Below are 22,207 nucleotides of genomic sequence, written 5' to 3'. Positions count from 1 at the left end.
CGAGCCCGTGGCGGTGCGCACTGCGCAGGGTGAGTGCAATTTCGTTGATATCCGTCCTTGCCGCCTGTGCCAACTCGACGATGCCAGCGATGTCGCCGCAGCCCGCACAGGCGATCGTTCCAGTGCCGACGACAGACCAGTCCGCGCTGGGCCGGCGCGGCTTCTTCTATGTCGGCGGCGACTATGTGGGACAGCCCGGGAAGACACTCATGCACGGAGCGATGTATGTCGAGGTGCTCGTTCCCAAGCGGATCCAGCATCGCTGGCCGCTGGTCCTGTTCCACGGAGCCGGACAGAACGCCACCAACTGGATGGGCACACCCGACGGCCGCAAAGGCTGGGCAGATGACTTCGTCGAGCGTGGCTACGTCGTCTATCTGGTCGACCAACCCGCCCGAGGGCGTTCGGCCTACCTGCCCGGGATCGACGGCAAGGAAATGCTCTTCACGACCGAGATGGAGGAGCGTCAGTTCACTGCCAATGCAGAAAAGGGAACATGGCCGCAAGCCAGGCGCCAGACTCAGTGGCCTGGCAGCGGACGTATCGGCGACCCGACTTTCGACGCGTTCTTCCGCTCGCAAATGCAGCACCTCGAAAGCAACAGCGAGACCCAGACCCTGGTGCAGCGAGCAGGCGCGGCACTGCTGGACAAGATCGGACCGGCAGTCCTTGTCGTGCACTCTCAGGCCGGTGCGTTCGGTTGGCTCATTGCCGACGCTCGACCGCAACTCGTCAAAGGTATCGTGGCCATCGAGCCGTTGGGCCCACCGTTCCAAAACGCAAGCCGGGTACGTCCATGGGGGCTCACGGACATCGCATTGACCTACGAACCGGCGTTGACCGATCCCGCCGAGTTGCAGGTGGTGCAGCAGGAGGCGCCCGACGCGCCCGACCTCGTGCGCTGCTTCATGCAGGATGGAACGCCACGAAGGCTGCCGAATCTGGCAGGCATCCCGACGGCTGTCGTCATCACCGAGGCGTCATATCACGCGGCGTACGACCACTGCACATCGAAGTATCTGGCGCAGGCCGGTGTGAAGAACGATCTGATCCGGCTGGCCGATCTGGGAATCCATGGAAACGGCCACATGATGATGTTGGAGAAGAACAACCTCGAAATCTCGGCGATGCTCGATGGATGGATCGCCAGCCACGTCGTGCCATGAAAGGGCCACCGCCGACAGAGACGAACTGGTGAGTGGCGGCTCGGGCCTCGCCCGCCGGTAGAAGCCGAGAAGCCGGGCGGCTCAATCGGCGGCCGAGCGGGACACGGATGCCCGCCCCTTGCGCCCGCTCACCGCCCGCAGGAATTCGAACAGCCGCGGGTTGTTGGCGTAAGCGGCGTTGAAGCGCATCCACGGCGTCGGCTGCTGGTCGGTGCGAAACAGGTAGCCGGGCGCGAGCATGATGCCCGCCGCCACCGCCTGCTGCGCCACGTCGAGCACGTCGACCTTTTCGTCGACGAAGCGTGCCGACAGGAAGGGCCCGCCCGCAGGACGCGCGAACACCTGCAGGCCGGCCTCCTCGAGCCCGTCGCAGACGACGCGCTGCGCCTCGCGCAAGCGCTCCGCCAGCGTTGCGAGGTGCGCACGGTAGTGCCCGCCCACGAGCACCGCGTGGACCAGCTTCTCGCCCAGCTCGGAGCTGGTCAGGCTGTCGACCATCTTCTCGTAGATGATCCGCTCGGCCAGGTCCTCGCTGCAGGCCAGGTAGCCCACGCGCAGGCTGGGCGAGATCGTCTTCGAAAAGCTCCCGATGTAGATGACCCGCTTCAGTTGGTCCAGGCTCGCGAGGCTGACCGCGCCCGCGGGCTCGAAGCCGGCCAGCACGTCGTTCTCGACGATCTGGAAGTCGTACTTCTCCGCCAGCCGCAGGATCTGGTAGGCCACGGCCGGCGAGCACATGCCGCCGGTCGGGTTGTGCAGTTGCGTGCAGATGAAGAAGGCCTTCGGCCGGTAGCGCTTGGCCAGCGCTTCCAGCGCCACGAGATCGGGGCCGTCGAGCCTGCGCTCCACGCCGACCAGGCGCACATCCATCGACCGCAGCGTCGCGAAGAGATTGGTCGAGCCCGGGTCGTCGACCAGCACGGCGTCCTGCGGGCGCAGCAGCGTGCGGGCGGCCAGCGCCAGGCCCTGCGTGGCGCCATGGGTCAGGGTGATCTGGTGCGCTGCGACGTCGATGGCCCGCTGGCCGAGCAGGATCTGGATCTGCTGGCGCAGCGGCAGGTAGCCGCTCGGCCCGCCGTAGTTCGCCAGGCCCGCGCTCTTCTTGCGCGCCAGGCCCGCCAGCGCGGTGCGCACTTCCTCGCCCTGCAGCCAGTCCGGTGGCATCCAGCCGCAGCCGGCATTGATCAACGCGCTGTCGTCCTCCCAGACCCGGCGGATCAACCACAGCGAGTCGACCTTCGTGCGCCCGACGAAGGGCCGTCCGCGCTGCAGCGCCGACGACCGGCTCGGGTCCGACGTGACGAAGTAACCACTGGCGCGGCGGGCGACGAGATAGCCCTCGGCCACCAACCGGTTATAGGCATTGGTGACGGTCATCGTGCTGACCCCGCGGCGCAATGCGGCACCCCGCACCGACTCGAGCTTGGCGCCGGGCAGCAGCAGTCCGCGGTCGATTTCGCCGGCAATCGAATCCCGGATCTGCTGGACCAGGGGAATGGCGGATGGTGCTTTGTCGATGGACGTCATCGTGGACTGCTTTCGGAGGATCGCGCGGCGCGCTCGCACAGAACTGGTGCACCGCACGTTCCAGTTTGGGTAGCTGCACTGCACGGAGAGGCCGAACTGTTATAGCGCACCATTGTTCAACTGTATATATGTGTATGGGTGGCGCATGACTAAAGTACACGCAAGGCGGCAGCACCCGATGCCCACCGCCTTGCGACCCCGATTCGAACCTTCCGACCCATGCGGCATCCCGTCCCTCATACAAGCACAGAGCATTCCCAGCAGTCGCCGCCGTTGACTGCCTGGAACGAGTTCGCCTCGGGTGCACGCGCCATCGCGGGGCCGTCGCTGGGCACGATCGCCATGGGCCTCATCACGGGCGCGGCGATGGGCAAGAGCGGGCTCGACCTGTCCGTGATCCTGGCCATGTCCTTCCTGGTGTTCGCCAGCTCTTCCCAGCTGGCCGGCCTGCCCCTGATCGCCGCCGGCGCGCACCTGTGGCTGATCGTCGCGATGGCCTTCCTGCTGAACCTGCGCTTCGTCGTCTTCAGTGCGCTCTGGCGTCCCTACCTGGGCCACATGCCCCGGCCGCGGCGCCTGCTGCTGGCCTACTTTGCAGGCGACCCGGTCTATGCCGCGTTCGTGGCGCGCCAACAGTCGGGCCGGCCCGGCAAGGTCCCCTATTTCCTCGGCCTGGCATTGACGAACTGGGCCGCCTGGCAGCTCTCGTCGCTGGTCGGCATCCTGGCCGTCGACGCCATTCCCGCCAGCTGGGGCCTGCAGTTCATCGGCGCGCTCGCGCTGCTGGCACTGACGCTGCCGATGCTGCACGACCGCCACACCCGCATCTCGGCGCTGGTCGCCGGCACCGTGGCCGCGCTGACGGCGTCCTGGCCGATGGGCTCCGGCGTGCTGGCGGCGATCGCGCTTGCCGCGCTGACCGGCGCATGGCTCGACCGCAACAAGGCGGCCGCATGAGCGCCGCCCGGCCGCCCGAAGACGCTCGGCACCGCAGCCCGCGCGGTGGAGGTCGCCCATGAACACGGCGCTCTTCCACTGGCTGGCCGTGTTTGCGCTCGCCGCCACCACGGTGCTGACGCGCAGCGTGTTCCTGCTGCCGAGACACGCGCCCCGGTTTCCGCCGTGGCTGCAGAACGCCATGCGGCACGCGCCGCCGGCCGCGCTGCTGGCGCTGGTCGTGCCGCAGGTGCTGCTGTCGCCCGCCGGGGCCTTCATCACCGACTGGCGCGACGCGCGCCTTTTCGCCGTCGCTGCCGCCTGCCTGTGCTACGTGCTGCGACGCAGCGTCACGCTGCCGATCGTCGTCGGCAGCCTGGCGTATTTCCCCCTTCACGTGGGCTGGGGCTGGTGACGGCCCGCACCCGCATGAAACGCCCCTCGATCGAAGCCCACACATGAGCCCGAACCACCCTTCTTCCCTACCGCCGCCGGACCTGGCGAAATCACCATGAGCCTGTTCATCCTCAAGCGACTCGCGACGCTGATCGGCACGCTGATCGGTGCGTCGATCATCGTGTTCCTCGTGCTCGAGATCCTGCCCGGCAACGCCGCGCAGATCCTCATGGGCCCCGACGCCGACCCGGCCGCGGTGGCCGCGCTCGCCACCAAGCTCGGCCTGGACCTGCCGGCCTGGACGCGCTACTGGCAATGGATCGGCGGGCTCCTCACGGGCAATCTCGGCGACAGCTATGCCTATGGCTCGCCGGTGCTCGACCTGATCCTCGATCGCCTGACCCTGACGGTGCCGCTGGCGCTCACGGCGATGGTGCTGACCACCGTCTTCGCGCTGCTGGTCGGCGTGACGGCGGCTGCGCGCCACAACCAGATGGGCGACGTCGGCCTGATGGGCATGGCGCAGCTGGGCATCGCGGTGCCCAACTTCTGGTTCGCGATCCTGCTGATCCTGCTGTTCTCGGTGAAGCTGCAGTGGTTCTCCGCCGGCGGCTTCGACGGCTGGGGCGAAGGCGCCGAAGGCATCGTGTCGGGCCTGAAGTCGCTGCTGCTGCCGGCGCTCGCGCTGGCCGTCGTGCAGTCGGCGATCCTCGCGCGCATCACGCGCTCGGCCGTGCTCGAAGTGATGCGCGAGGACTTCGTGCGCACCGCGCGTGCCAAGGGCGTTTCGCAGCGCTCGGTGCTCTGGACGCACGTGCTGCGCAACGCGCTCATCCCGGTCGTGACCGTGATGGGCATGCAGTTCTCCGAGCTGCTGGCCGGCACGATCGTGATCGAGAACGTGTTCTACCTGCCCGGCCTGGGCCGCCTGATCTTCCAGGCGATCAGCAACCGCGACCTGATCGTCGTGCGCGACTGCGTGATGCTGCTCGCAGCCATGGTGGTCATCGTCAACTTCGTGGTCGACGTGCTCTATGCCGTCATCGACCCCCGCGTGAAAGCCAGCGACATATGAACGCCATCACCCTCGACAAGCCCGCCTCGGCGGTCGCGCCCAAGGCGCCCGGCTTCTGGCGCCGCGCGACCGGCCACCGCAGCTTCATGGTCGGAGCCGTGCTCTCGGGCCTGCTCATCGTCGCGGCCGTGCTGTCGCTCGTGTGGACGCCGTGGTCCGTCTCCGAGATGGACATGGCCAACAAGATGCAGTCGCCCACCTGGGCGCACTGGCTGGGCACGGACGCCTATGGCCGCGACGTGGCCTCGTTGCTGCTGGCCGGCGCGCGCGCCTCGATCCTGGTGGGCGTGATCGCCGTCGGCATCGGCCTGGTGGTCGGCACCGGCCTCGGCCTGCTCGCCGCCGCGCGGCGCGGCTGGGTGGAAGAAGCCGTGATGCGCTTCACCGATTTCTCGCTCGCCTTCCCCGCGATCCTGTCGGCCATCATGCTGACGGCCGTGTTCGGCGCAGGTCTGGTCAACGCGATCATCGCCATCGGCATCTACAACATACCGACCTTCGCGCGGATCACGCGCGCATCGGCTAACGCCATCTGGTCGCGCGAATACGTGGCCGCCGCCCGGGCCTGCGGCAAGGGGCCGTTCTCCATCACGATGCAGCACGTGCTGCCGAACATCTCGGCCGTGCTGATCGTGCAGATCACCATCCGCTTCGCGATCGCCATCCTGGCCGAAGCCGCCCTGTCCTATCTGGGCATGGGCACGCAGCCGCCGCAGGCCTCGTGGGGCCGCATGCTGAGCGAAGCGCAGACGCTGATGTTCCAGGCGCCGCTGCTGGCGGTGTTCCCCGGCATGGCGATCGCCCTGGCCGTCCTCGGCCTCAACCTGCTCGGCGACGGCCTGCGCGACCTTCTGGACCCGCGCCTGGCGCGCGCGCGCTGACCATGCCCACAACGAGAACCGACATGTCTCTTCTTGAAGTCAACAACCTCCGCATCGGGCTGCAGACCCAGCGCGGCCCGGCCGATGCGGTCCGCGGCATCAACTTTTCGGTCGCGCCCGGCGAGACGCTGGGCATCGTCGGCGAGTCCGGCTGCGGCAAGTCGATCACCGTGCAGTCGCTGATGGGCCTGCTGCCCTCCAGCGCCAAGGTCTCCGGCAGCATCCGCTTCGCGGGCCAGGAACTGGTCGGATTGCCGGAGTCCGACATGCGCAAGATCCGCGGCAACCGGATCGGCATGATCTTCCAGGAACCGATGACGGCGCTCAACCCGGTGCACACGATTGCGCGCCAGGTCGGCGAGCCGCTCAAGCTGCACCGCGGCATGTCCAGCGCGCAGGCCCGCACCGAAGTGCTGGCGCTGCTCGAACGCGTCGGCATCCCGGAGCCGGCTTCGCGGCTCGACTCCTACCCGCACCAGTTCTCGGGCGGCCAGCGCCAGCGCATCGGCATCGCGATGGCGCTGGCATGCAGCCCGGACCTGCTGATCGCCGACGAGCCGACGACCGCGCTCGACGTGACGATCCAGAAGCAGATCCTCGACCTGATCCAGAGCCTGGTGGCCGAACGCGGCATGGCGCTGATCCTGATCTCGCACGACCTCGGCGTGATCGCGCGCAGCGTGTCGAAGATGCTCGTGATGTACGGCGGCAGCGTGGTCGAGAGCGGCCCGACGGAGCGCGTCTTCGCGGAACGTGCGCACCCGTACACCAAGGGCCTGTTCGCGGCGCGGCCCGCGCTCGGCGCCCCGCGCGGCGTGCGGCTGGAGACGATCCGCGGCAGCGTGCCCGAACTGGTCGACATGCCAGCCGGCTGCCCGTTCGCGGGCCGCTGCAGCCAGACCATCGACGCCTGCGTCTCGATGCGTCCGGCCGTGACGTACATGCCCGGCGGCCACGAGGTGCGTTGCAGCCGATTGCCCGAAGCACGGATGGAGATGGCGGCATGAGCACGTCGACGAACAACCCCACCGCGCCGCTGCTCGAAGTGACCGACCTGGTGCGGCACTACCCGCTGCCGCGCGAATCGCTCTTCACGCCGCCCGCACAGGTCAAGGCGCTGAACGGCGTGAGCTTCACCGTGCGCCAGGGCCAGAGCCTGGGCATCGTCGGCGAGTCCGGCTCGGGCAAGTCGACCATCGCACGGCTGGTCATGGCGCTGGACCGCCCGACCTCGGGCAGCGTGAAGCTGCTCGGCCGCGACCTGAACACGATGTCGCGCGACGAACTGCGCGCGGCGCGGCGCGACATCCAGATGGTCTTCCAGGACCCGTACGGCTCGCTCGACCCGCGCCAGACCGTGGCGCAGATCGTGGCCGAGCCGCTCGAGGCGCAGGCCGAGACCAGCCGCGCCGAACAGCGCAAGCGCGCGTCGGCATCACTCTCGGCGGTCGGCCTGCGCACGACCGACCTCGACAAGTACCCGCACGAGTTCTCGGGCGGCCAGCGCCAGCGCATCGCGATCGCGCGTGCGCTGATCACGCGCCCCAAGCTGATCGTGGCCGACGAGCCGGTGAGTGCGCTCGACGTGTCGGTGCAGGCCCAGGTGCTGAACCTCATGACCGACCTGCAGCAGGAATTCGGCATCAGCTACCTGCTGATCAGCCACGACCTCGCGGTGGTGAACCACCTGTGCGACGACGTGTGCGTGCTGAACCGCGGCCTGGTGGTCGAGCGCGGCGCGCCGCAGGAGCTGTTCTCGAACGCCCAGCACCCCTACACGCAGACGCTGCTGGCGGCGGTACCCCGCGCCGAGCCGGTGCACCACTGATTTCCCGAACCTTTACCCTTCACCCGTTACGCCTTACCTTGCCCCTGGAGTCATTGACCATGTTGAAACGTCGCACGCTTCTCGCCTCGACCGGCCTGGCCGCCGTCGGTGCCGCCCTGCCCATCCTCGCCACCGCCCAGAGCCGCAAGGACTCGGTCGTTATCGGTCTGACGCTGGAGCCGCCGGGGCTCGACCCGACCGCCGCCGCCGCCGTCGCCATTGCCGAGGTCGTGCAATACAACATCTTCGAGACGCTGACCAAGATCAACGCCGACGGCAAGGTCACGCCGTTGCTGGCCGAAAGCTGGGAGATCTCGCCCGACCTGCGCACCTACACCTTCAAGCTGCGCAAGGGTGTCAAGTTCCAGAACGGCGAGCCCTTCAATGCGGCCACGGTCAAGTTCTCGTTCGATCGCGCGTCCGGTGAAAAGAGCACCAACAAAGACAAGCGCATGTTCCAGAAGCTGAGCACGCAAGCCGTGGACGAATACACGGTGGTGGTCATCAACAAGGAAATCGACCCCGACCTGCCCTTCCTGCTCGGCCAGGCGACCGCCGTCATCGTCGAGCCGAAGAGCGCCGACACCAACGCGACCAAGCCGGTCGGCACCGGCCCGTACAAGCTCGACAGCTGGTCGAAGGGTTCGTCGCTGACCGTGAGCAAGTGGGACGGCTTCCGCAACCCCGGCGAAGCGAAGATCAAGAAGGCGACCTTCCGCTTCATCTCCGACACGGCGGCCCAGACCTCGGCGCTGCTGGCCGGCGACATCGACGTGTTCCCGCGCATCGGCACGCGCGCGGTGCCGCAGTTCAAGAACAACCCGCAGTTCCAGACCATCCTGGCCGGCTCGCGCGGCAAGACCATCCTGACGATCAACAACCGCCGCAAGCCGCTGAACGACGTGCGCGTGCGCCGCGCCATCCTGGCCGCGATCGACCGCAAGGCGATCATCGAAGGCGCCGCGGACGGCTACGGCGTGCCGATCGGCAGCCACTACGTGCCGGGCACGCCGGGCTACGTCGACACGACGGGCATCAACCCCTTCGACATCGAGAAGGCCAAGAAGCTGCTGGCCGAAGCGGGCGTCAAGACGCCGCTCGAACTCACCATGACGCTGCCGCCGCAGCCCTACGCACGCCAGGGCGGCGAGGTGATCGTGGCCGAGATGGCCAAGATCGGCATCGTGGTGAAGGTGCAGAACGTCGAGTGGGCGCAGTGGCTCAGCGGCACGCTGGGCAACAAGGACTTCGACCTGACGATCGTGTCGCACACCGAGCCGATCGACATCGCCAACTACACCAACCCCGACTACTACTGGGGCTACCAGTCGAAGGCCTTCAACGACCTGTACGACAAGATCAAGAACACCGGCAACGAAGCCGAGCGCAACAGGCTGCTGGGCGACGCGCAGAAGATGCTGGCGACCGACGCCGTCAACGGCTTCATGTACCAGCCGCAGTTCCCGACCATCGCCAAGAAGGGCATCAAGGGCCTGTGGACCTCGCTGCCGATCTCGGTCAACGACCTGTCGGCGCTGAGCTGGTCCTGATCGAAGGAACACGACGATGACGCCAGTGATGGGTTGGGACGAATGGGCCGCGCACGACGCGGTCGGGCTGGCCGAGCGGGTGCGCAAGGGCGACGTGTCGCCTGCCGAACTCGCCGCGCAGGTGGCGGCGGGCATCGCCCTCACCGACCCCGCGATGAGCGCGGTGGTGGAGGTGTTCGACGATGCGGTGGCCGACCCGCTGGTGGACGGCATGAACCCGGACGGCGCCTTCGCCGGCGTGCCCTATCTTATGAAGGACCTCGGCCCCACGCTGAAGGGTCGCCTGCAGGAGATGGGCTCGCAGCTGATGCAGGGCAACCGCGCGACGGCGGACTCGTTTCTCACCGGCAAGATCCGCCAGGCCGGGCTCAACATCATGGGCCGCACCACTACGCCGGAATTCGGCGTGTGCAGCTCGGTGGAGAACGAGCTGTTCGTCACGCGCAACCCGTGGAACCTCGACTACACGACCTGCGGCTCGTCGGCCGGCACCGCGGCCGTTGTGGCGGCCGGCGTGCTGCCGATGTCGCACGCGACCGACGGCGGCGGCTCGATCCGCATTCCGGCGGGCGTGAACGGCAACATCGGCCTGAAGGTGTCGCGCGGCGTGTTCTCGATCGCGCCCGGCCTGTCCGACCTGTCGGGCCTGGTGTCGATCCAGGGCTGCCACAGCCGAACGGTGCGCGACACCGCGGCCTTCGTGGACAACTGCCGCGGCGGCGCACCCGGCGAGTTCATGCCCTACTGGACGACGCCCGAGCCCTACACCGAGCTGATCCGCCGCGACCCGGGCAAGCTGCGCATCGCGCTGTCTCACGAGTGGGGCGACTTTCGCGCGACGCCGCACTTCGTCGCCGAACTCACCCGCGTCGGCCGCTTTCTCGAAGGCCTGGGCCACGAGGTCGACTGGGCGCTGCCCGACGTCGACTTCCGCGCTGCCTTCGCCGCGCAGACGACCTGCTACATCAGCAACTTCGCCCAGGTGGTGGCGGGGCATCTCGAACGCTTCGGGCTCGAGCGGCCGCCTGCCGACAAGGTCGAGCCGATCAACATCAAGATCTGGGAAGCCGGCCTGAACACCTCGTACACCGAGCGCTCGAAGATGCAGGCGGTGTTCAACACCACGTCGCGCGCCTTCGGCAACTTCTTCGAGGAATGGGACATCATCCTCACGCCGATCACCGCGCTGCCCACGCCGAAGGTCGGCACCACCGAGTACCTGACGACCAGCACCAACCCGTCGGTCTATGACTGGTTCGCCAACCTGTGGACCAACTTCGCCTACACGCCTCTGTCCAACCTGTGCGGCATTCCGGGCATCTCGCTGCCGTTGGCCGAACAGGAAAGCGGGCTGCCGCTGGGCATCCAGGCGCAGGCGCGGCAAGGCAACGACGGGCTGCTGCTCCAGTTGGCCGCTCAGATCGAAAGAGCGATCGACGGCCAATGGAATGCGGGTCGCAAGCCTGGCGTCCACGTCACGCAAACTGTCCAGGCCACGGCGGCCTGAACAACCTTCGAAACCGGAACCCATGACCGATCTCATTTCCCTGTCCGCGCTCGAGATGCTGAGCGCCTTCCGCAGCGGCGAGCTGTCGCCGGTGCAGGTCACGCAGGCCGTGCTCGACCAGATCGCGGCCTGCGACGGCGTGCTCGGCGCGACCTTCGCGGTCGACCCGTCCGACGCGCTGGACATGGCCCGTGCATCGGAGGCACGTTGGCGCGCCGGCACGCCGGCCACCTGCGGCGGCTTCACGCTCGACGGCGTTCCGACGACGCTCAAGGACCGGGTCAACGTCAAGGGCAAGCCGACCGTGCTGGGCACCGCGGCGATCGCGCCGACGCCATCGCCCGTCGACGCCCCGGTGACGGCGCGCCTGCGCGAGGCCGGCGCCGTGCTGATCGGCAAGACGACCATGCCCGACTACGGGATGCTGTCGTCCGGCCTGTCGAGCTTTCACGGCCGCACCCGCAACCCCTGGAACCTCGACAAGAGCCCCGGCGGTTCCAGCGGCGGCGCGGGTGCCGCGGCGGCCGCCGGCTACGGGCCGTTGCACGTCGGCACCGACCTCGGCGGATCGATCCGGCTGCCCGCGGCGTGGTGCGGCGTCGTCGGCCTGAAGCCAAGCTATGGGCGCGTGCCGCTCGACCCGCCCTTCATGGCGCTGGCCGCCGGCCCGATGACCCGCACGGTGAGCGACGCGGCGCTGATGATGGGCGTGCTGTCGCAACCCGACGCTGCCGACTACGCGAGCCTGCCCTGGCAGGACATCGACTGGATGCAGCTGGAGCGCGACCTGCGCGGCGTGCGGATCGGCCTGCTGCTGGACGGCGGCCACGGCCTGGCCACGGAGCCTGAAACCCGCGCCGCCATCGAGGCCGCGGCGCGCCGCTTCGAGGCGGCCGGCGCGGTGGTCGAGCCCATGAAGCCGTGGGCCACGTCGCAGCTGGTGGACAACATCGACCGCTTCTGGCGCACGCGCTCGCATGCCGACATGGCACTTCTGCCGCAGGAACTGCAAGAGAAGATCCTGCCTTTCGTCCGCGAATGGGCGCAGACCGGCGCGGGCCACAGCGGTGCCGAGGTGTTCCAGGGCTATGCGGCCACCACGGCCATGCGCGCGGCGACCGTCCGCGCCACCCAGCCCTACGACTTCGTGCTGAGCCCGGTCGCCGCGATCGCCGCCTTCGATGGGTCGCTGCCGATGCCGACCAACGACGTCGCGACGGCCATGCACCACATCACCTTCACGGTGCCGTTCAGCATGAGCGAGCAGCCGGCCATCTCGGTGAACGCCGGCTACACCTCGGACGGCCTGCCGATCGGCCTGCAGATCGCCGGGCGCCGCTTCGACGACCTGGGCGTGCTCCAGATGGCACGGGCCTGGGAAGAGATGCGGCCGGCACAGCGGCCCTTCCCCGACGCTTCGAGCTTCCGGTGACGTTCTAACCGGCGCAGGCCGCCGCAGGATCGGCCTGCAGGGCCGACACGCGGCGCGCAATGGCCTCGGCGGCCTTGGCGGTCAGCCGCTGCGCGCCCTGGGCCAGCGCCTCGATGCCGGCGCCCACGGGCTCGCTGCCCGACCATTCGCACGCCGGAACCCGATCGCCGTCGGACCGGCGCACGCTCCAGCTGAGGGCCGCGTCGACGCGCGTGTCGCGCACCGCGTCGAACTGGCGCACCTGCACCGCGATGCGCCAGACCGGCTGCGCCGGCACCGGGCCGCCACGCGTCAGGTCGACCGCGCCCAGGCGGCTGGCGATGCCGGCTGCGAGCGCGTCGCGCAGCTCGTTCTCGAACGACGACGACCAGCGGCTCTGTTCCAGCAACTCCACTTCAGCGCTCTGGCCGCCGGCCTTGCGCACCACCATCTGCGGCCGTGCGAGCCGCTCGGGCACGGCCAGCGGCGCAAGCTCGATGAACAGCGGCGACGCCCCGCGGGGCGCCGTGGCTGCCCTGGCCGGCTCAGCCGGCGACGCCAGCGTGTAGTAGCGGTCGGGCGTGCTCGCGCAACCCGCGAGGAGCATGGCCGCCGCGGCCAGCGTGATGAGCGACAGCGGTCCGCGCAGCGGCATTTGCATCTTGGGCTTCATTTCTTGTCGTCCGGTTTGCCGCGCAGCAGCGATTCAGGATGGCGCTCCAGGTAGTCGGTCAGCACGCGGATGGAACCCGCGGCGCGCGTGAGTTCCTGCAGCGTCTGGCGCATGTCGGTCTGCAACGGCGAGTCCTGCGCCAGCGTGCGCTCGGCGCTGTTGATGGTCTTGCGCGCGTCCTTCATGGCGGCCGTGATCTCGGGCGACACGTCGTTGTTGAGCGTGCCCGTCAGCTTCTCGGCGCTGGCCAGCGTCCTGTTGAGCGTGGCCAGCGAGGTGCGCAGGTCGTTGCCGATCTCCTCGAACGGCACCTTGTTGAGCTTGCTCGCGATCTCCTGCACCTGCGACTGCAGCTCGTCCAGGCTGTTGGGCATGGTCGGCAGTTCGATCGGCTCGCGCGATGCGTCGATCGCAACCTTGGGCGCCTTCGGGAAGAAGTCGAGCGCCACGTAGATCTGGCCGGTCAGCAGGTTGCCGGTGCGCAGCTGGGCACGCAGGCCGCGGCCCACCATGAAGCGCATCTGCTCTTCCTGCGTGCGCTTGGATTCGGGCGCCACGTCGCCGGCGCGGCGGCGCACGCGGTCCGGGTAGATCTGCACCAGCACCGGCATGCGGAACTCGCGCTCGGCGCGGTCGAACTCGACACCGATCGACTTGACCTCGCCGATCACCACGCCGCGGAAGTCGACCGGCGCACCGGGCGACAGGCCGCGCAGCGACTGGTTGAAGTACAGCAGCATGGTCTGCGCCGGACCGTCGGGCACCTTCATCGCCGTGGCTTCGTCGCTGGCCAGCGTGAAGGCGGTGTTCTCCTGCGCGACCGGGCCGTTGGCATCTTCCGGCGCGCGGAAGGCGATGCCGCCGAGCAGGATGGTCGCGAGCGATTGCGTGCGCAGCGTCACGCCGCTGGCGTTGAGCTGCATGTCGAGTCCGCTCGCATGCCAGAACCGGGTATTGGCACCGACGAACTTCTCGTAGGGTGCGTTCACGAACACGCGCAGCGTGACGCCGCGGCCATCGGCGTCGAGTTCATAGGCGGCCACCTGGCCGACCTTGATGCGCCGGAAGTAGACCGGCGAGCCGACATCGAGCGAGCCGATGTCCGTGGAGCGCAGCAGGAACTGGCGCCCGGAGGCGTCGCGCGTCACGATCGGCGGCGTCTCGAGGCCGGCGAACTCGCTGGAACTCTCCTTGTCCACACCCGCGTCGGCACCGATGTAGGCGCCCGACAGCAAGGTGCCCAGGCCCGAGATGCCCGAGGTGTCGAGCCGCGGACGGACGACCCAGAAACGGGTGTCCTTGGCCGTGAAGGCATCGGCGTCCTTGTTGAGCTGCAGCACCACGCGCACGTGCGAACGGTCGCGCGCCAGGCGCAGGCTCTGCACCACGCCGATCTGCACGTCCTTGTACTTCACGGCGGTCTTGCCGGCCTCCAGGCCTTCGGCCGTCTTGAACGTCAGCACGACCTCGGGGCCGCGGTCCAGCAGGATCTTCGCGACCAGCGTGATGCCGACCAGCGCCGCCACCAGCGGGATCAGCCAGATCAGCGACGGCATCCAGTCGCGCCGGCGCGCGACCCTGGGTGCCGGCAGGCCGGGTGCCGGACCGGCCCCCGGGGGAGCCGCGCGCTGCGGCGTGTTGTCGTCACTCATGTCGTTTCCTTTTTCTCACCCTGATTCTTCGCCGGGCGGTCGTCCCAGCTGAGCTTCGGGTCGAAGCTCAGCGACGCCAGCATGGTCAGCACCACCACGGACCCGAAGGCCGCGATGCCGACGCCGGCCGTGATTTCCGCAAACCCGTGGATGCGCACCAGCCCGGCCAGCAGCGCCACCACGAACACATCGAGCATCGACCATCGGCCGATCACCTCGATCACGTGGTACAGCTTGGCGCGCTCGGCACGCCGCCAGTCGCTGCGCCGCTGGGCCGACACCACCAGCACGAACAGCGCGGCGAGCTTGAACAGCGGCACCAGGAAGCTGGCGACGAAGACGACCGCCGCGAGCCCGTAGGAGCCGGTGACCCAGAAATAGATCACGCCGCTCATGATCGTGTCCTGCTGCGTCCCGAACAGCGAGCGCGTGATCATCACGGGCAGCAGGTTGGCCGGAAGGTACATCACGCAGGCCGCGATCAGCAACGCCCAGGTACGGTTGAGGCTGTCGGGCTTGCGCACGTGGAGCGTGGTGCCGCAGCGCGCACAGGCCTCGCCGTCCTGCGCGTCCTTCCAGACGGTTCCGCAATAGCGGCACGGCATCAGCCCGGAAGCCGCGGCGGTGGCGACCGGCGCGTGCTCGTCGGTCGAAGCGCCGAGCGTCGGATCGACGGAGGCCAGCGGGCCGAGCAGGCGACTGAATCCGGCAAAGCGGCCGAAGCGGCTGGAGCGTCCGGCCTCGCGGCTCACGGACGGCGCTCCGTGCGGCGCGCGGCGGTACCGGCATCAGGCAGGGCCGACGCGCCCATCGCCATCTCCCAGAAGCCGCGCGGATCGAAAGCCAGCACCGCCGTCAGCAGCACCGTGAGCGCCACGAAGGCCCACAGCGCCGGACCGGGCAACACGGTCGCCATGCTCGACAGCTTGACCAGCGCAACGAGCACGCCCAGCAGGAACACCTCGATCATTCCCCAGGGCCGCAGCGACTGCATCGTGCGCACCAGCAGCGCAAAGCCGCGAGGCCGTTCGCGGCGCGCCAGCGGCACCAGCAGCCACAGCAGGATCAGCAACTGCAGCAACGGAAACAGGATGGTGGTCGCCAGCACCAGCATCGCGACCAGCGACATGCCTTCGTTGCTCAGCGCGACCACGGCGCCGGCCAGCGTCGTCTGGCTGCGCAGGCCGCGCAGCTCGATCTCGACGATCGGGAACAGGTTGGCGATGGTGAACATGATCAGGCTGGCGATCGTGAGCGGCAGGATGCGCTTCTGCTGGTCGCCCGCATGCCGGTCGAGCTCGGTGCCGCAGCGGCTGCAGCGCGCGACCTCCCGCTCCTTCAGCGAGGTGCGCTGGTAGACCGCGTCGCAGCCTTCGCACACGATGGCTTCGGGAAGCTCGGTCATGGTGCGTCGTGCGCTTGCATCGCGGGTTCCCGCATTCAGTGACCGGCGCCCGAGGTGCGCAGGCGCAGCACGCTGAAGATGCCGGCCAGTGCCGCGCAGCCGGACGCCAGCATCAATGCGATCAGCGGGCCTCGGCCCTCGTGCGGGCTCCAGATGCTGAACACGCCGGCGAGCACCACCGCGCCCACCGTCTGCCCGGTGAGCCGGGCCGTGCCCAGCATGCCGCTGGCGGCGCCGCTGCGGTGCGGCGGCGGCGAGGTCACGATGGTGTGGTTGTTCGGCGACTGGAACAGGCCGAAGCCGGCGCCGCACAGGGCCATGCGCCAGACGATGTCGGCGTTGGAAGGATGGTCCGGCAGCGCCGCCAGCAATGCCAGGCCGGCCGCGAGCAGGCCCAGGCCCACACCGCCGAGCAGGCCGTCCGGAAAGCGGCCGATCAGCCGGCCCGCGATCGGCGCGAACACCACGATGGCCAGCGGCCATGCGGTGATCAGCAGGCCCGCCTCCAGATGGTTGCGCCCATAGACGTCGAGCAGCAGGAAGGGCAATGCGATGTACGACAGCATCTGCGCGCAGAAGGCCGCGACCGACGTGCCCATCGACAGCGCGAACACCGGGATGCGCAGCAGGTCGACCGGAAACAGCGGCAGCGCCAGCGAACGCTGTCGGCGCAGATAGAAGAAGCCCACGGCCACGCCCGCCAGCAGCAGGCCCCAGGCCAGCGGGTCGGCACCCGGCGCGCCCTCGCCGCGCACGCCGAGACGGTCGCTGCCGATGAAGACCAGCGCGAACATCAGCACGTTGAGCACCACGTCGAACAGCGAGAAACGCCGCCCTTGCGTCGCCGACGGCACGTTGCCGGGCAGCGAGCGGTAGCCCAGCGTCAGGACCACGAGGCCGAGCGGCACGTTGAGCGCGAACAGCCAGGGCCACGAGGCGATCGACAGGATGCCCGCGGCCACCGATGGCCCGGCGACCGACGACGTGGCGACGACCAGCGAATTGAGCGCCATGCCGCGCCCCAGCTGGGCCGCCGGATAGATGCGCCGGACCAGTGCCGCGTTGACGCTCATGAGACCCGCGGCGCCAAGCCCCTGCAGTGCCCGGGACGCGATCAGCGTGCCCAGCGAATTGGCGAAGGTCGCGGCCAGCGAGGCCGTCGCGAACAGCGCCATGCCGGTGAGGTACACGCGGCGAAAACCGATCAGGTCGCCCAGCGACGCGAGCGGCAGCAGCATCACGAGCGTGGCGATCTGGTAGGCGTTGACGACCCAGATCGAGTGCGCGGCACTCGCGTTGAGTTCGCGTGCGATGCCGGGCAGCGCCAGATTGACGATGGTGCCGTCGAGCACCGCAACGGAAATGCCCAGCAGGATGACCAGCATGGCGCGGGTGCGCTGGGGTTGGGGCAGGCCGTCCTGCAGCGGTGTGACGTGCATCTCGGTTTTCAGTTGAACTCGTCCTAGTGCGCAACCACGGCGCGGTGCGCGCGATGACCGCCGAGTGTCACCCAGGTCAGCACCAGGGCCACGATGGCACCGCCAGCCATGCCGCAGACCATCGGCAGCGGCGTGCCGTCGGTGAACAGGCCGACGACGCCCATCACCGCCGCGCCGGCCAGCATCTGCAGCGTGCCCATGAGCGCCGATGCGGTGCCGGCGATGGCGCCGTGGCGCTCCAGTGCCAGCACGGCCGTGGTCGGGATCACCAGGCCCATGAAGGCGCTGGCGATGAAGTACAGCACCAGCAGCACCCACATGTCGTCGTGGCCGGTCGCGAAGAACGCGAACATCACGAGCATCGCCGCGGCCGACGCGATGACGCCGACCTTGACGACCCGGACCAGCCCGAACCGCTCGCCCAGCGGCGCCGTGAATTGCGACATGCCGATGAACGAGGCCGCATTGACGCCGAAGGCCACGCTGTACATCGTCGGCGACAGGCCGTAGTGGTCGATCATCACGAAGGACGAGTTGGCCAGGTAGGTGAAGAATCCGGCCATGGCGAAGGCGCCGATGAACACCAGCCCGAGATAGTGGCCATCACGCAGCAGCAGCGCATAGGCGCGAAAGGCGCCGCCCAGGCTGCTCTCGACGCGCTGGGCGGCCGGCCGGGTCTCGCTCAGCGACGTGCCAATCAGCACCAGCCCGGCGACCGCGGCGATGGCGACCGCCCAGAACACGCCGCGCCAGCCGGCGAAGGCAATCACACCACTGCCTGCCAGCGGTGCAAGGATCGGCGACACGCTGAAGACCAGCATCAGCAGCGACATCAGGCGCGCGGCTTCGGTGCCGGTGTGCAGGTCGCGCACCACCGCGCGCGGAATCGCCATGCCGGCAGCCGCGCCCAGGCCCTGGATGAAGCGCAGCACGATCAGCGTATGGACGTCGGTCGCCAGCGCGCAACCCACGCTGGCGAGCGCGAACAGCACCAGGCCGAACACCAGCGGCGGGCGTCGGCCGACCATGTCCGATACCGGCCCGTACAGCAGTTGCCCGATGCCGATGGAGAGAAAGAAGGCCGTCAGGCTCATCTGGACTGCGCCGATGTCAGCCCGCAGGCTGGCACCGATGGCCGGCAATGCCGGCAGGTACATGTCGATGGCGAAGGGACCGATGGCGGAAAGCAGGCCCAGCACGAGGGCCATCTTGAAAAAGCGCGAAGAAGAAGTCATTGCCTCGATTGTCGCCAACGCGGGTAAAGCTTTCGTAGGACGCCTGCGTTCCTGCTGTGTTAGCGCTCGGGACACGCATTTCCGATCAGCGGCATCCGGAACTTACAATGTATCGAATACAAGTATTTTTTTAATTTGTATTGAATACGCAACTTTCTCACTCGCAATGCCTCGAATTCGATAAGCTTGAAGAAACATACCGAATACGCAACATCATGAGCACGTCCCTGGAACTGGCCCAGCGCCTGGAAGCCGCACGGCAGGCCCGCGGCCTGACCCGCAAAGCGCTGACCGAGCAGGCGGGCGTGAGCCGCCAAGCCGTCTACCGCCTGTTCAAGGGCGAGGACGTGCAGGTGTCGACGCTGCTGGCGGTGATGGACGTGCTCGAACTCGATCTCGCCACCGTCCCGCGCACCTTGCAGCGCGGTCTTCCGGAGCTCGGCGCCACGGACGTCGCGGTCTCCACACGCGGTCGGCCGGCCTCGGCCCTCATCGCGTCGGAGCCGGACCGTCCCGCCACGCACGTGATGTCGGCGGTGCAGCAACGGCTGGCCGATCTTCAGCAGCGCTCCGCCGGATCGAAGGTATCGAAGGGCCGCAAATGAACGTCCCGGTCCTCGTGATCAAGCTGCACGGCGAACGCATCGGCTTCCTGTTCAAGTACGAGCAGCCCGGCTTGCCGCCGATCCAGCGCTTCGTGGTCGACGAGGCCTACGCGCGAATGCCCTGGGCCGGTGCCGACGTGCTGTCGGAATCCATGCGATCGGCCGATCCGGCGCAGCAGCAGTCGTTCTGGCTCGACGTGACCCGCCCCGAATTCAATGCGGTCGCCGGCAGCCGGGGCGACACCCAGTTGCCGCCGTTCTTCCAGAACCTGCTGCCGGAAGGCGTGTTCCGCCGCTTCGTCGCCGAAGAAGCGGCGATCGATCCGCTGGACCACATGGGAATGATCGCCGCCTGCGGCAAGAACATGCCCGGCGCCGTCACCGCGGAATGGGAAGACATCGCGCGCGCGTCCTTGCAGCGACTGGTCACGCAGGACCAGGACGCGCTGGAAGCATCGGTCTGGGCCGAGCCGTTTCAGGACAGCCTGTCGATCTCCGGCGTGCAGCCCAAGATCGGCGTCAACCGGGACAGCGAAGGCCGCTTCGTCGGGCGCACGTCCCAGGGCGACGCCGCGATCATCGCCAAGCTGCCCTCCGCCGAGTACGCGCGCATGCCGCAGGTCGAAGGCCTGAGCATGCAACTGGCCGGGCTCGCCGGCGTCGACGTCTGCGCCTTTGCGCTGATGCCGATGTCGGCGCTGGCCGCGCCGCACCGCTACGACCTCGGCGACGAACTGCAAGGCCAGTTCCTCGCGGTGACCCGGTTCGATCGCGCCGATGGCGGCAAGGTGCATTTCGAGGACTTCGCGCAGGTCCTGAGCAGGCCGCCGGAGCACAAGTACGAGGAGTCGTACCTCGCCATCGCAGGCACCCTGCTCAGCCTGCCGCAATGCGGCGAGACCGCCGTGCACGAACTGCTGCGCCGCATCGAGGTCAACGAGCTGCTCGGCAATGCCGACATGCACCTGAAGAACCTCGGGCTGATCTACCGCGACCGGCGGCGGGCCGAACTGGCGCCCGCGTACGACATCACGGCGACCGTGCTCTACAACGTGGCGCGCGGCCACGCGCTGAAGCTCATGCCGGACGCCGAGAAGCAGCATGCGGAGCCGATCTTCAATCCGGCGCGCCTGCGCGCCTTCTGCAATGCGCTGGGCCTGCAGACGCCGGCGGCATCCAAGGTCATCCGCGACGTCGCGGCGCAGGCCGCACAGCTGTGGCTGCAGCCGATTTTGGACAGCGGCCTCACGCCGCGGCAGAAGCTGCAGTTGCTGACGCAGGTGGCCAACCATCCGCACCTGGAACAGGCCACGCGGCGGCTGCGCCGGCCCGACCTGCTCGCTGCATGGCAAGACGCGCTGCAGCAGGCGAAAGCGCTGGCCGCACCGGCCGGCGCCTGAGCGCTATGCGTCGAACAGCGACGCCATGCCGTTCGGCCGCGCGCCCTCGATCGCCAGCATACGCAGCTTGACCAGCGCCCCACCGTGCGCCGAGAAGCCGCCGGGACGCCCGTTGGCCGCCAGCACGCGGTGGCAAGGCACGACCGGCGCGAACGGGTTCGCGCCCATCGCCTGCCCGACCGCGCGCGCCAGCCCCTTGTCGCCGAGCGCGGCGGCGACCTCGCCGTAGGTCAGCGTCTGCCCGGGCAGGATGCGGCGCGCCAGCGCATAGACGCGCCGGTGGAAGTCCGGCACGCCGGTTTCGTCGAGCACGACGTCCAGCAGGTCGGGCTGTTCGCCGGCCAGCAGCGCGCGGACCCCGTCCGCCGCGCGCACGGCCTCGGGCGGCATCGCGGCCTCCACGAAACCGGGAAAGCATCGGCGCAGCCGGGCCAGCGCGGCGGGCCGGTCCGCTTCGGGCAGGTGCACGCCGACGATGCCGTTCGGCCCCCAGGCGATGCCGCAGTCGCCCAGCGCGGTCGGGAACAGCGCGAAGCCGGTGACGGGTGCCGTCGTCATGCGGGCACCGCCTGCGGGTCGGCGCGCGGATGCAGCCGCACCTCGTCGACCAGGAAGTCCAGCACCGCGCGCACCCGCGCCGGCAACCGCCCGGCCTTGCCCAGATAGACCGCGTGGATCGGCTCCATGTCGCGCGGATTGAATTCGTCCAGCAGCTCGACCAGCCGGCCGGTGTCGAGGTCGTCGCCCAGGTGGTACAGCGACAGCCGCGCGATGCCGCAGCCGGCCAGGGCCAGCCGCCGCAGCGCCTCGCCGTCCGAGGCACGCACCTTGCCCGACACCGGCACCTGGACCGCGCGGCCGTCGACGCGCAGCGGCCAGTCGGGTGCGCTGCGCCGGTAGCTCCAGCCCAGCCGCTGGTGCGCCATCAGGTCGTCCGGCGTGTGCGGTGTGCCGTGGCGCGCCAGATAGTCGGGCGACGCGACGATCGCCTGGCCGGTCCGGCCCAGGGGCCGCGCCAGCAGGTCGGACGACGGCAGCTGGCCCCAGCGGATCGCGATGTCGGCCCGCTCGTCCATCAGGTCGACCACGCGATCGGTCAGGCCCAGGTCGATGCCGAGTTCGGGATGCCGCTCCATCAGCCGCGGCAGCAATGGAATCAGCACGAAGTGGCCGAAGGAGACGCTGGTGTTGATGCTGACGCGGCCGCGCGGCGCGGTGTCGGCCGCGGCGCAGCGCTCGGCCTCTTCCATGTCGGCCAGCACGCGCACGCTGCGCTCGTGGAACTGCCGGCCTTCGGCCGTGAGCTGCAGCTTGCGCGTCGAGCGGTGCACCAGCTGGACGCCGAGCCGCGCCTCGAGCCGGCCGACCAGCTTGCTCACCGCCGACGGCGTCATGCCGAGCGCGCGCGCCGCAGCCGAGAAGCCGTCGCGCTCGACCACCTGCACGAAGGCTTCCATCTCGCCGGAACGGTTCACGTCGATGCGCGGCATTTAGATGAGTTCAATTCACAAGTCAAAGTCC

Annotated in this window: 21 protein-coding genes; 12 read left to right on the top strand and 9 right to left on the bottom strand. The window is 68.9% G+C overall.

The window, feature by feature from the left end; genetic code table 11:
- The first annotated feature begins 89 nt into the window (after window positions 1-89).
- The gene (locus AC07PZ_RS23135) at window positions 90-1,166 is read left to right on the top strand and encodes an alpha/beta hydrolase (protein WP_495297496.1); all 1,077 of its coding nucleotides are present in this window, start codon (window positions 90-92) and stop codon (window positions 1,164-1,166) included.
- A gap of 81 nt (window positions 1,167-1,247) precedes the next feature.
- On the opposite strand, the gene AC07PZ_RS23130 is transcribed toward AC07PZ_RS23135, so the two are convergent.
- Window positions 1,248-2,693, bottom strand: coding sequence for an aminotransferase-like domain-containing protein (locus tag AC07PZ_RS23130; protein ID WP_495297495.1), 1,446 nt, complete (start codon window positions 2,691-2,693; stop codon window positions 1,248-1,250).
- 273 nt (window positions 2,694-2,966) lie between these two features.
- Between AC07PZ_RS23130 and AC07PZ_RS23125 the strand changes: the two genes are divergently transcribed.
- The 9 genes from AC07PZ_RS23125 to AC07PZ_RS23085 all read left to right on the top strand — a co-directional run bounded on the left by AC07PZ_RS23125 (window position 2,967) and on the right by AC07PZ_RS23085 (window position 12,298).
- Window positions 2,967-3,650, top strand: coding sequence for an AzlC family ABC transporter permease (locus tag AC07PZ_RS23125; RefSeq protein ID WP_495297494.1), 684 nt, complete (start codon window positions 2,967-2,969; stop codon window positions 3,648-3,650).
- 58 nt (window positions 3,651-3,708) lie between these two features.
- Complete coding sequence (locus AC07PZ_RS23120; protein WP_495297493.1) at window positions 3,709-4,044, top strand: AzlD domain-containing protein; 336 nt, start codon at window positions 3,709-3,711, stop codon at window positions 4,042-4,044.
- Window positions 4,045-4,140: 96 nt separating this feature from the next.
- Window positions 4,141-5,100: an ABC transporter permease gene (locus tag AC07PZ_RS23115; protein ID WP_495297492.1), complete on the top strand. Its 960-nt coding sequence runs from the start codon at window positions 4,141-4,143 to the stop codon at window positions 5,098-5,100.
- Entirely contained in the window at window positions 5,097-5,981 is an 885-nt protein-coding gene (locus tag AC07PZ_RS23110) for an ABC transporter permease (RefSeq protein WP_495297491.1), read from the top strand. Before AC07PZ_RS23115 ends, AC07PZ_RS23110 begins: the two co-directional genes overlap by 4 nt.
- Window positions 5,982-6,004: 23 nt before the next feature.
- Window positions 6,005-6,988 carry an ABC transporter ATP-binding protein gene (locus AC07PZ_RS23105; RefSeq protein WP_495297490.1) on the top strand — a complete coding sequence of 328 codons (984 nt, stop codon included), beginning with the start codon at window positions 6,005-6,007 and terminating at the stop codon, window positions 6,986-6,988.
- Complete coding sequence (locus tag AC07PZ_RS23100) at window positions 6,985-7,809, top strand: ATP-binding cassette domain-containing protein (protein ID WP_495297489.1); 825 nt, start codon at window positions 6,985-6,987, stop codon at window positions 7,807-7,809. The genes AC07PZ_RS23105 and AC07PZ_RS23100 overlap by 4 nt, the downstream gene beginning before the upstream one ends.
- Before the next feature lie 59 nt (window positions 7,810-7,868).
- On the top strand, window positions 7,869-9,359 hold the full coding sequence (locus AC07PZ_RS23095) for an ABC transporter substrate-binding protein (protein ID WP_495297488.1): 1,491 nt from the start codon (window positions 7,869-7,871) through the stop codon (window positions 9,357-9,359).
- Window positions 9,360-9,375: 16 nt separating this feature from the next.
- Entirely contained in the window at window positions 9,376-10,866 is a 1,491-nt protein-coding gene (locus AC07PZ_RS23090; RefSeq protein WP_495297487.1) for an amidase, read from the top strand.
- A 22-nt stretch (window positions 10,867-10,888) separates the two neighbouring features.
- Complete coding sequence (locus AC07PZ_RS23085; RefSeq protein WP_495297486.1) at window positions 10,889-12,298, top strand: amidase; 1,410 nt, start codon at window positions 10,889-10,891, stop codon at window positions 12,296-12,298.
- 4 nt (window positions 12,299-12,302) lie between these two features.
- Here the strand turns inward: AC07PZ_RS23085 and AC07PZ_RS23080 are convergent, their stop codons facing one another.
- From AC07PZ_RS23080 to AC07PZ_RS23055, 6 genes are read right to left on the bottom strand one after another with little or no spacing between them, the layout of a single operon-like run.
- Window positions 12,303-12,950: a PqiC family protein gene (locus AC07PZ_RS23080; protein ID WP_495297485.1), complete on the bottom strand. Its 648-nt coding sequence runs from the start codon at window positions 12,948-12,950 to the stop codon at window positions 12,303-12,305.
- Entirely contained in the window at window positions 12,947-14,602 is a 1,656-nt protein-coding gene (locus tag AC07PZ_RS23075; RefSeq protein WP_495297484.1) for a PqiB family protein, read from the bottom strand. Before AC07PZ_RS23075 ends, AC07PZ_RS23080 begins: the two co-directional genes overlap by 4 nt.
- Window positions 14,599-15,297 carry a paraquat-inducible protein A gene (locus tag AC07PZ_RS23070; protein ID WP_495297597.1) on the bottom strand — a complete coding sequence of 233 codons (699 nt, stop codon included), beginning with the start codon at window positions 15,295-15,297 and terminating at the stop codon, window positions 14,599-14,601. The genes AC07PZ_RS23075 and AC07PZ_RS23070 overlap by 4 nt, the downstream gene beginning before the upstream one ends.
- Before the next feature lie 53 nt (window positions 15,298-15,350).
- Entirely contained in the window at window positions 15,351-16,007 is a 657-nt protein-coding gene (locus tag AC07PZ_RS23065; protein WP_495297483.1) for a paraquat-inducible protein A, read from the bottom strand.
- 35 nt (window positions 16,008-16,042) lie between these two features.
- The gene (locus AC07PZ_RS23060) at window positions 16,043-17,446 is read right to left on the bottom strand and encodes an MFS transporter (RefSeq protein ID WP_495297482.1); all 1,404 of its coding nucleotides are present in this window, start codon (window positions 17,444-17,446) and stop codon (window positions 16,043-16,045) included.
- A 23-nt stretch (window positions 17,447-17,469) separates the two neighbouring features.
- Window positions 17,470-18,654 (bottom strand): multidrug effflux MFS transporter, encoded by a 1,185-nt coding sequence (locus AC07PZ_RS23055; RefSeq protein WP_495297596.1) that lies wholly within the window; start codon window positions 18,652-18,654, stop codon window positions 17,470-17,472.
- A gap of 242 nt (window positions 18,655-18,896) precedes the next feature.
- Between AC07PZ_RS23055 and AC07PZ_RS23050 the strand changes: the two genes are divergently transcribed.
- Complete coding sequence (locus tag AC07PZ_RS23050) at window positions 18,897-19,286, top strand: helix-turn-helix domain-containing protein (RefSeq protein WP_495297481.1); 390 nt, start codon at window positions 18,897-18,899, stop codon at window positions 19,284-19,286.
- Window positions 19,283-20,686: a type II toxin-antitoxin system HipA family toxin gene (locus AC07PZ_RS23045; protein ID WP_495297480.1), complete on the top strand. Its 1,404-nt coding sequence runs from the start codon at window positions 19,283-19,285 to the stop codon at window positions 20,684-20,686. The genes AC07PZ_RS23050 and AC07PZ_RS23045 overlap by 4 nt, the downstream gene beginning before the upstream one ends.
- Before the next feature lie 3 nt (window positions 20,687-20,689).
- On the opposite strand, the gene AC07PZ_RS23040 is transcribed toward AC07PZ_RS23045, so the two are convergent.
- Both AC07PZ_RS23040 and AC07PZ_RS23035 read right to left on the bottom strand, forming a co-directional pair.
- On the bottom strand, window positions 20,690-21,244 hold the full coding sequence (locus AC07PZ_RS23040; protein WP_495297479.1) for a methylated-DNA--[protein]-cysteine S-methyltransferase: 555 nt from the start codon (window positions 21,242-21,244) through the stop codon (window positions 20,690-20,692).
- Window positions 21,241-22,176, bottom strand: coding sequence for a LysR family transcriptional regulator (locus AC07PZ_RS23035; protein WP_495297478.1), 936 nt, complete (start codon window positions 22,174-22,176; stop codon window positions 21,241-21,243). The genes AC07PZ_RS23040 and AC07PZ_RS23035 overlap by 4 nt, the downstream gene beginning before the upstream one ends.
- Between the last annotated feature and the right edge of the window lie 31 nt (window positions 22,177-22,207).

This window comes from Variovorax sp. GW821-FHT10B04 (assembly GCF_059415645.1).
The sequence above is the reverse complement of the archived record's forward strand: the minus strand, read 5'-3'. Positions and strand labels throughout refer to the sequence as shown.

Bases quoted from the DNA above. Each gene is read 5' to 3' on its own strand.
- AC07PZ_RS23135 (WP_495297496.1), top strand. From the start codon at position 90: ATGTCGCCGCAGCCCGCACAGGCGATCGTTCCAGTGCCGACGACAGAC.
- AC07PZ_RS23130 (WP_495297495.1), bottom strand. From the start codon at position 2,693: ATGACGTCCATCGACAAAGCACCATCCGCCATTCCCCTGGTCCAGCAG.
- AC07PZ_RS23120 (WP_495297493.1), top strand. From the start codon at position 3,709: ATGAACACGGCGCTCTTCCACTGGCTGGCCGTGTTTGCGCTCGCCGCC.
- AC07PZ_RS23115 (WP_495297492.1), top strand. From the start codon at position 4,141: ATGAGCCTGTTCATCCTCAAGCGACTCGCGACGCTGATCGGCACGCTG.
- AC07PZ_RS23110 (WP_495297491.1), top strand. From the start codon at position 5,097: ATGAACGCCATCACCCTCGACAAGCCCGCCTCGGCGGTCGCGCCCAAG.
- AC07PZ_RS23105 (WP_495297490.1), top strand. From the start codon at position 6,005: ATGTCTCTTCTTGAAGTCAACAACCTCCGCATCGGGCTGCAGACCCAG.
- AC07PZ_RS23100 (WP_495297489.1), top strand. From the start codon at position 6,985: ATGAGCACGTCGACGAACAACCCCACCGCGCCGCTGCTCGAAGTGACC.
- AC07PZ_RS23095 (WP_495297488.1), top strand. From the start codon at position 7,869: ATGTTGAAACGTCGCACGCTTCTCGCCTCGACCGGCCTGGCCGCCGTC.
- AC07PZ_RS23090 (WP_495297487.1), top strand. From the start codon at position 9,376: ATGACGCCAGTGATGGGTTGGGACGAATGGGCCGCGCACGACGCGGTC.
- AC07PZ_RS23085 (WP_495297486.1), top strand. From the start codon at position 10,889: ATGACCGATCTCATTTCCCTGTCCGCGCTCGAGATGCTGAGCGCCTTC.
- AC07PZ_RS23080 (WP_495297485.1), bottom strand. From the start codon at position 12,950: ATGAAGCCCAAGATGCAAATGCCGCTGCGCGGACCGCTGTCGCTCATC.
- AC07PZ_RS23075 (WP_495297484.1), bottom strand. From the start codon at position 14,602: ATGAGTGACGACAACACGCCGCAGCGCGCGGCTCCCCCGGGGGCCGGT.
- AC07PZ_RS23065 (WP_495297483.1), bottom strand. From the start codon at position 16,007: ATGACCGAGCTTCCCGAAGCCATCGTGTGCGAAGGCTGCGACGCGGTC.
- AC07PZ_RS23060 (WP_495297482.1), bottom strand. From the start codon at position 17,446: ATGCACGTCACACCGCTGCAGGACGGCCTGCCCCAACCCCAGCGCACC.
- AC07PZ_RS23055 (WP_495297596.1), bottom strand. From the start codon at position 18,654: ATGGCCCTCGTGCTGGGCCTGCTTTCCGCCATCGGTCCCTTCGCCATC.
- AC07PZ_RS23050 (WP_495297481.1), top strand. From the start codon at position 18,897: ATGAGCACGTCCCTGGAACTGGCCCAGCGCCTGGAAGCCGCACGGCAG.
- AC07PZ_RS23045 (WP_495297480.1), top strand. From the start codon at position 19,283: ATGAACGTCCCGGTCCTCGTGATCAAGCTGCACGGCGAACGCATCGGC.
- AC07PZ_RS23040 (WP_495297479.1), bottom strand. From the start codon at position 21,244: ATGACGACGGCACCCGTCACCGGCTTCGCGCTGTTCCCGACCGCGCTG.
- AC07PZ_RS23035 (WP_495297478.1), bottom strand. From the start codon at position 22,176: ATGCCGCGCATCGACGTGAACCGTTCCGGCGAGATGGAAGCCTTCGTG.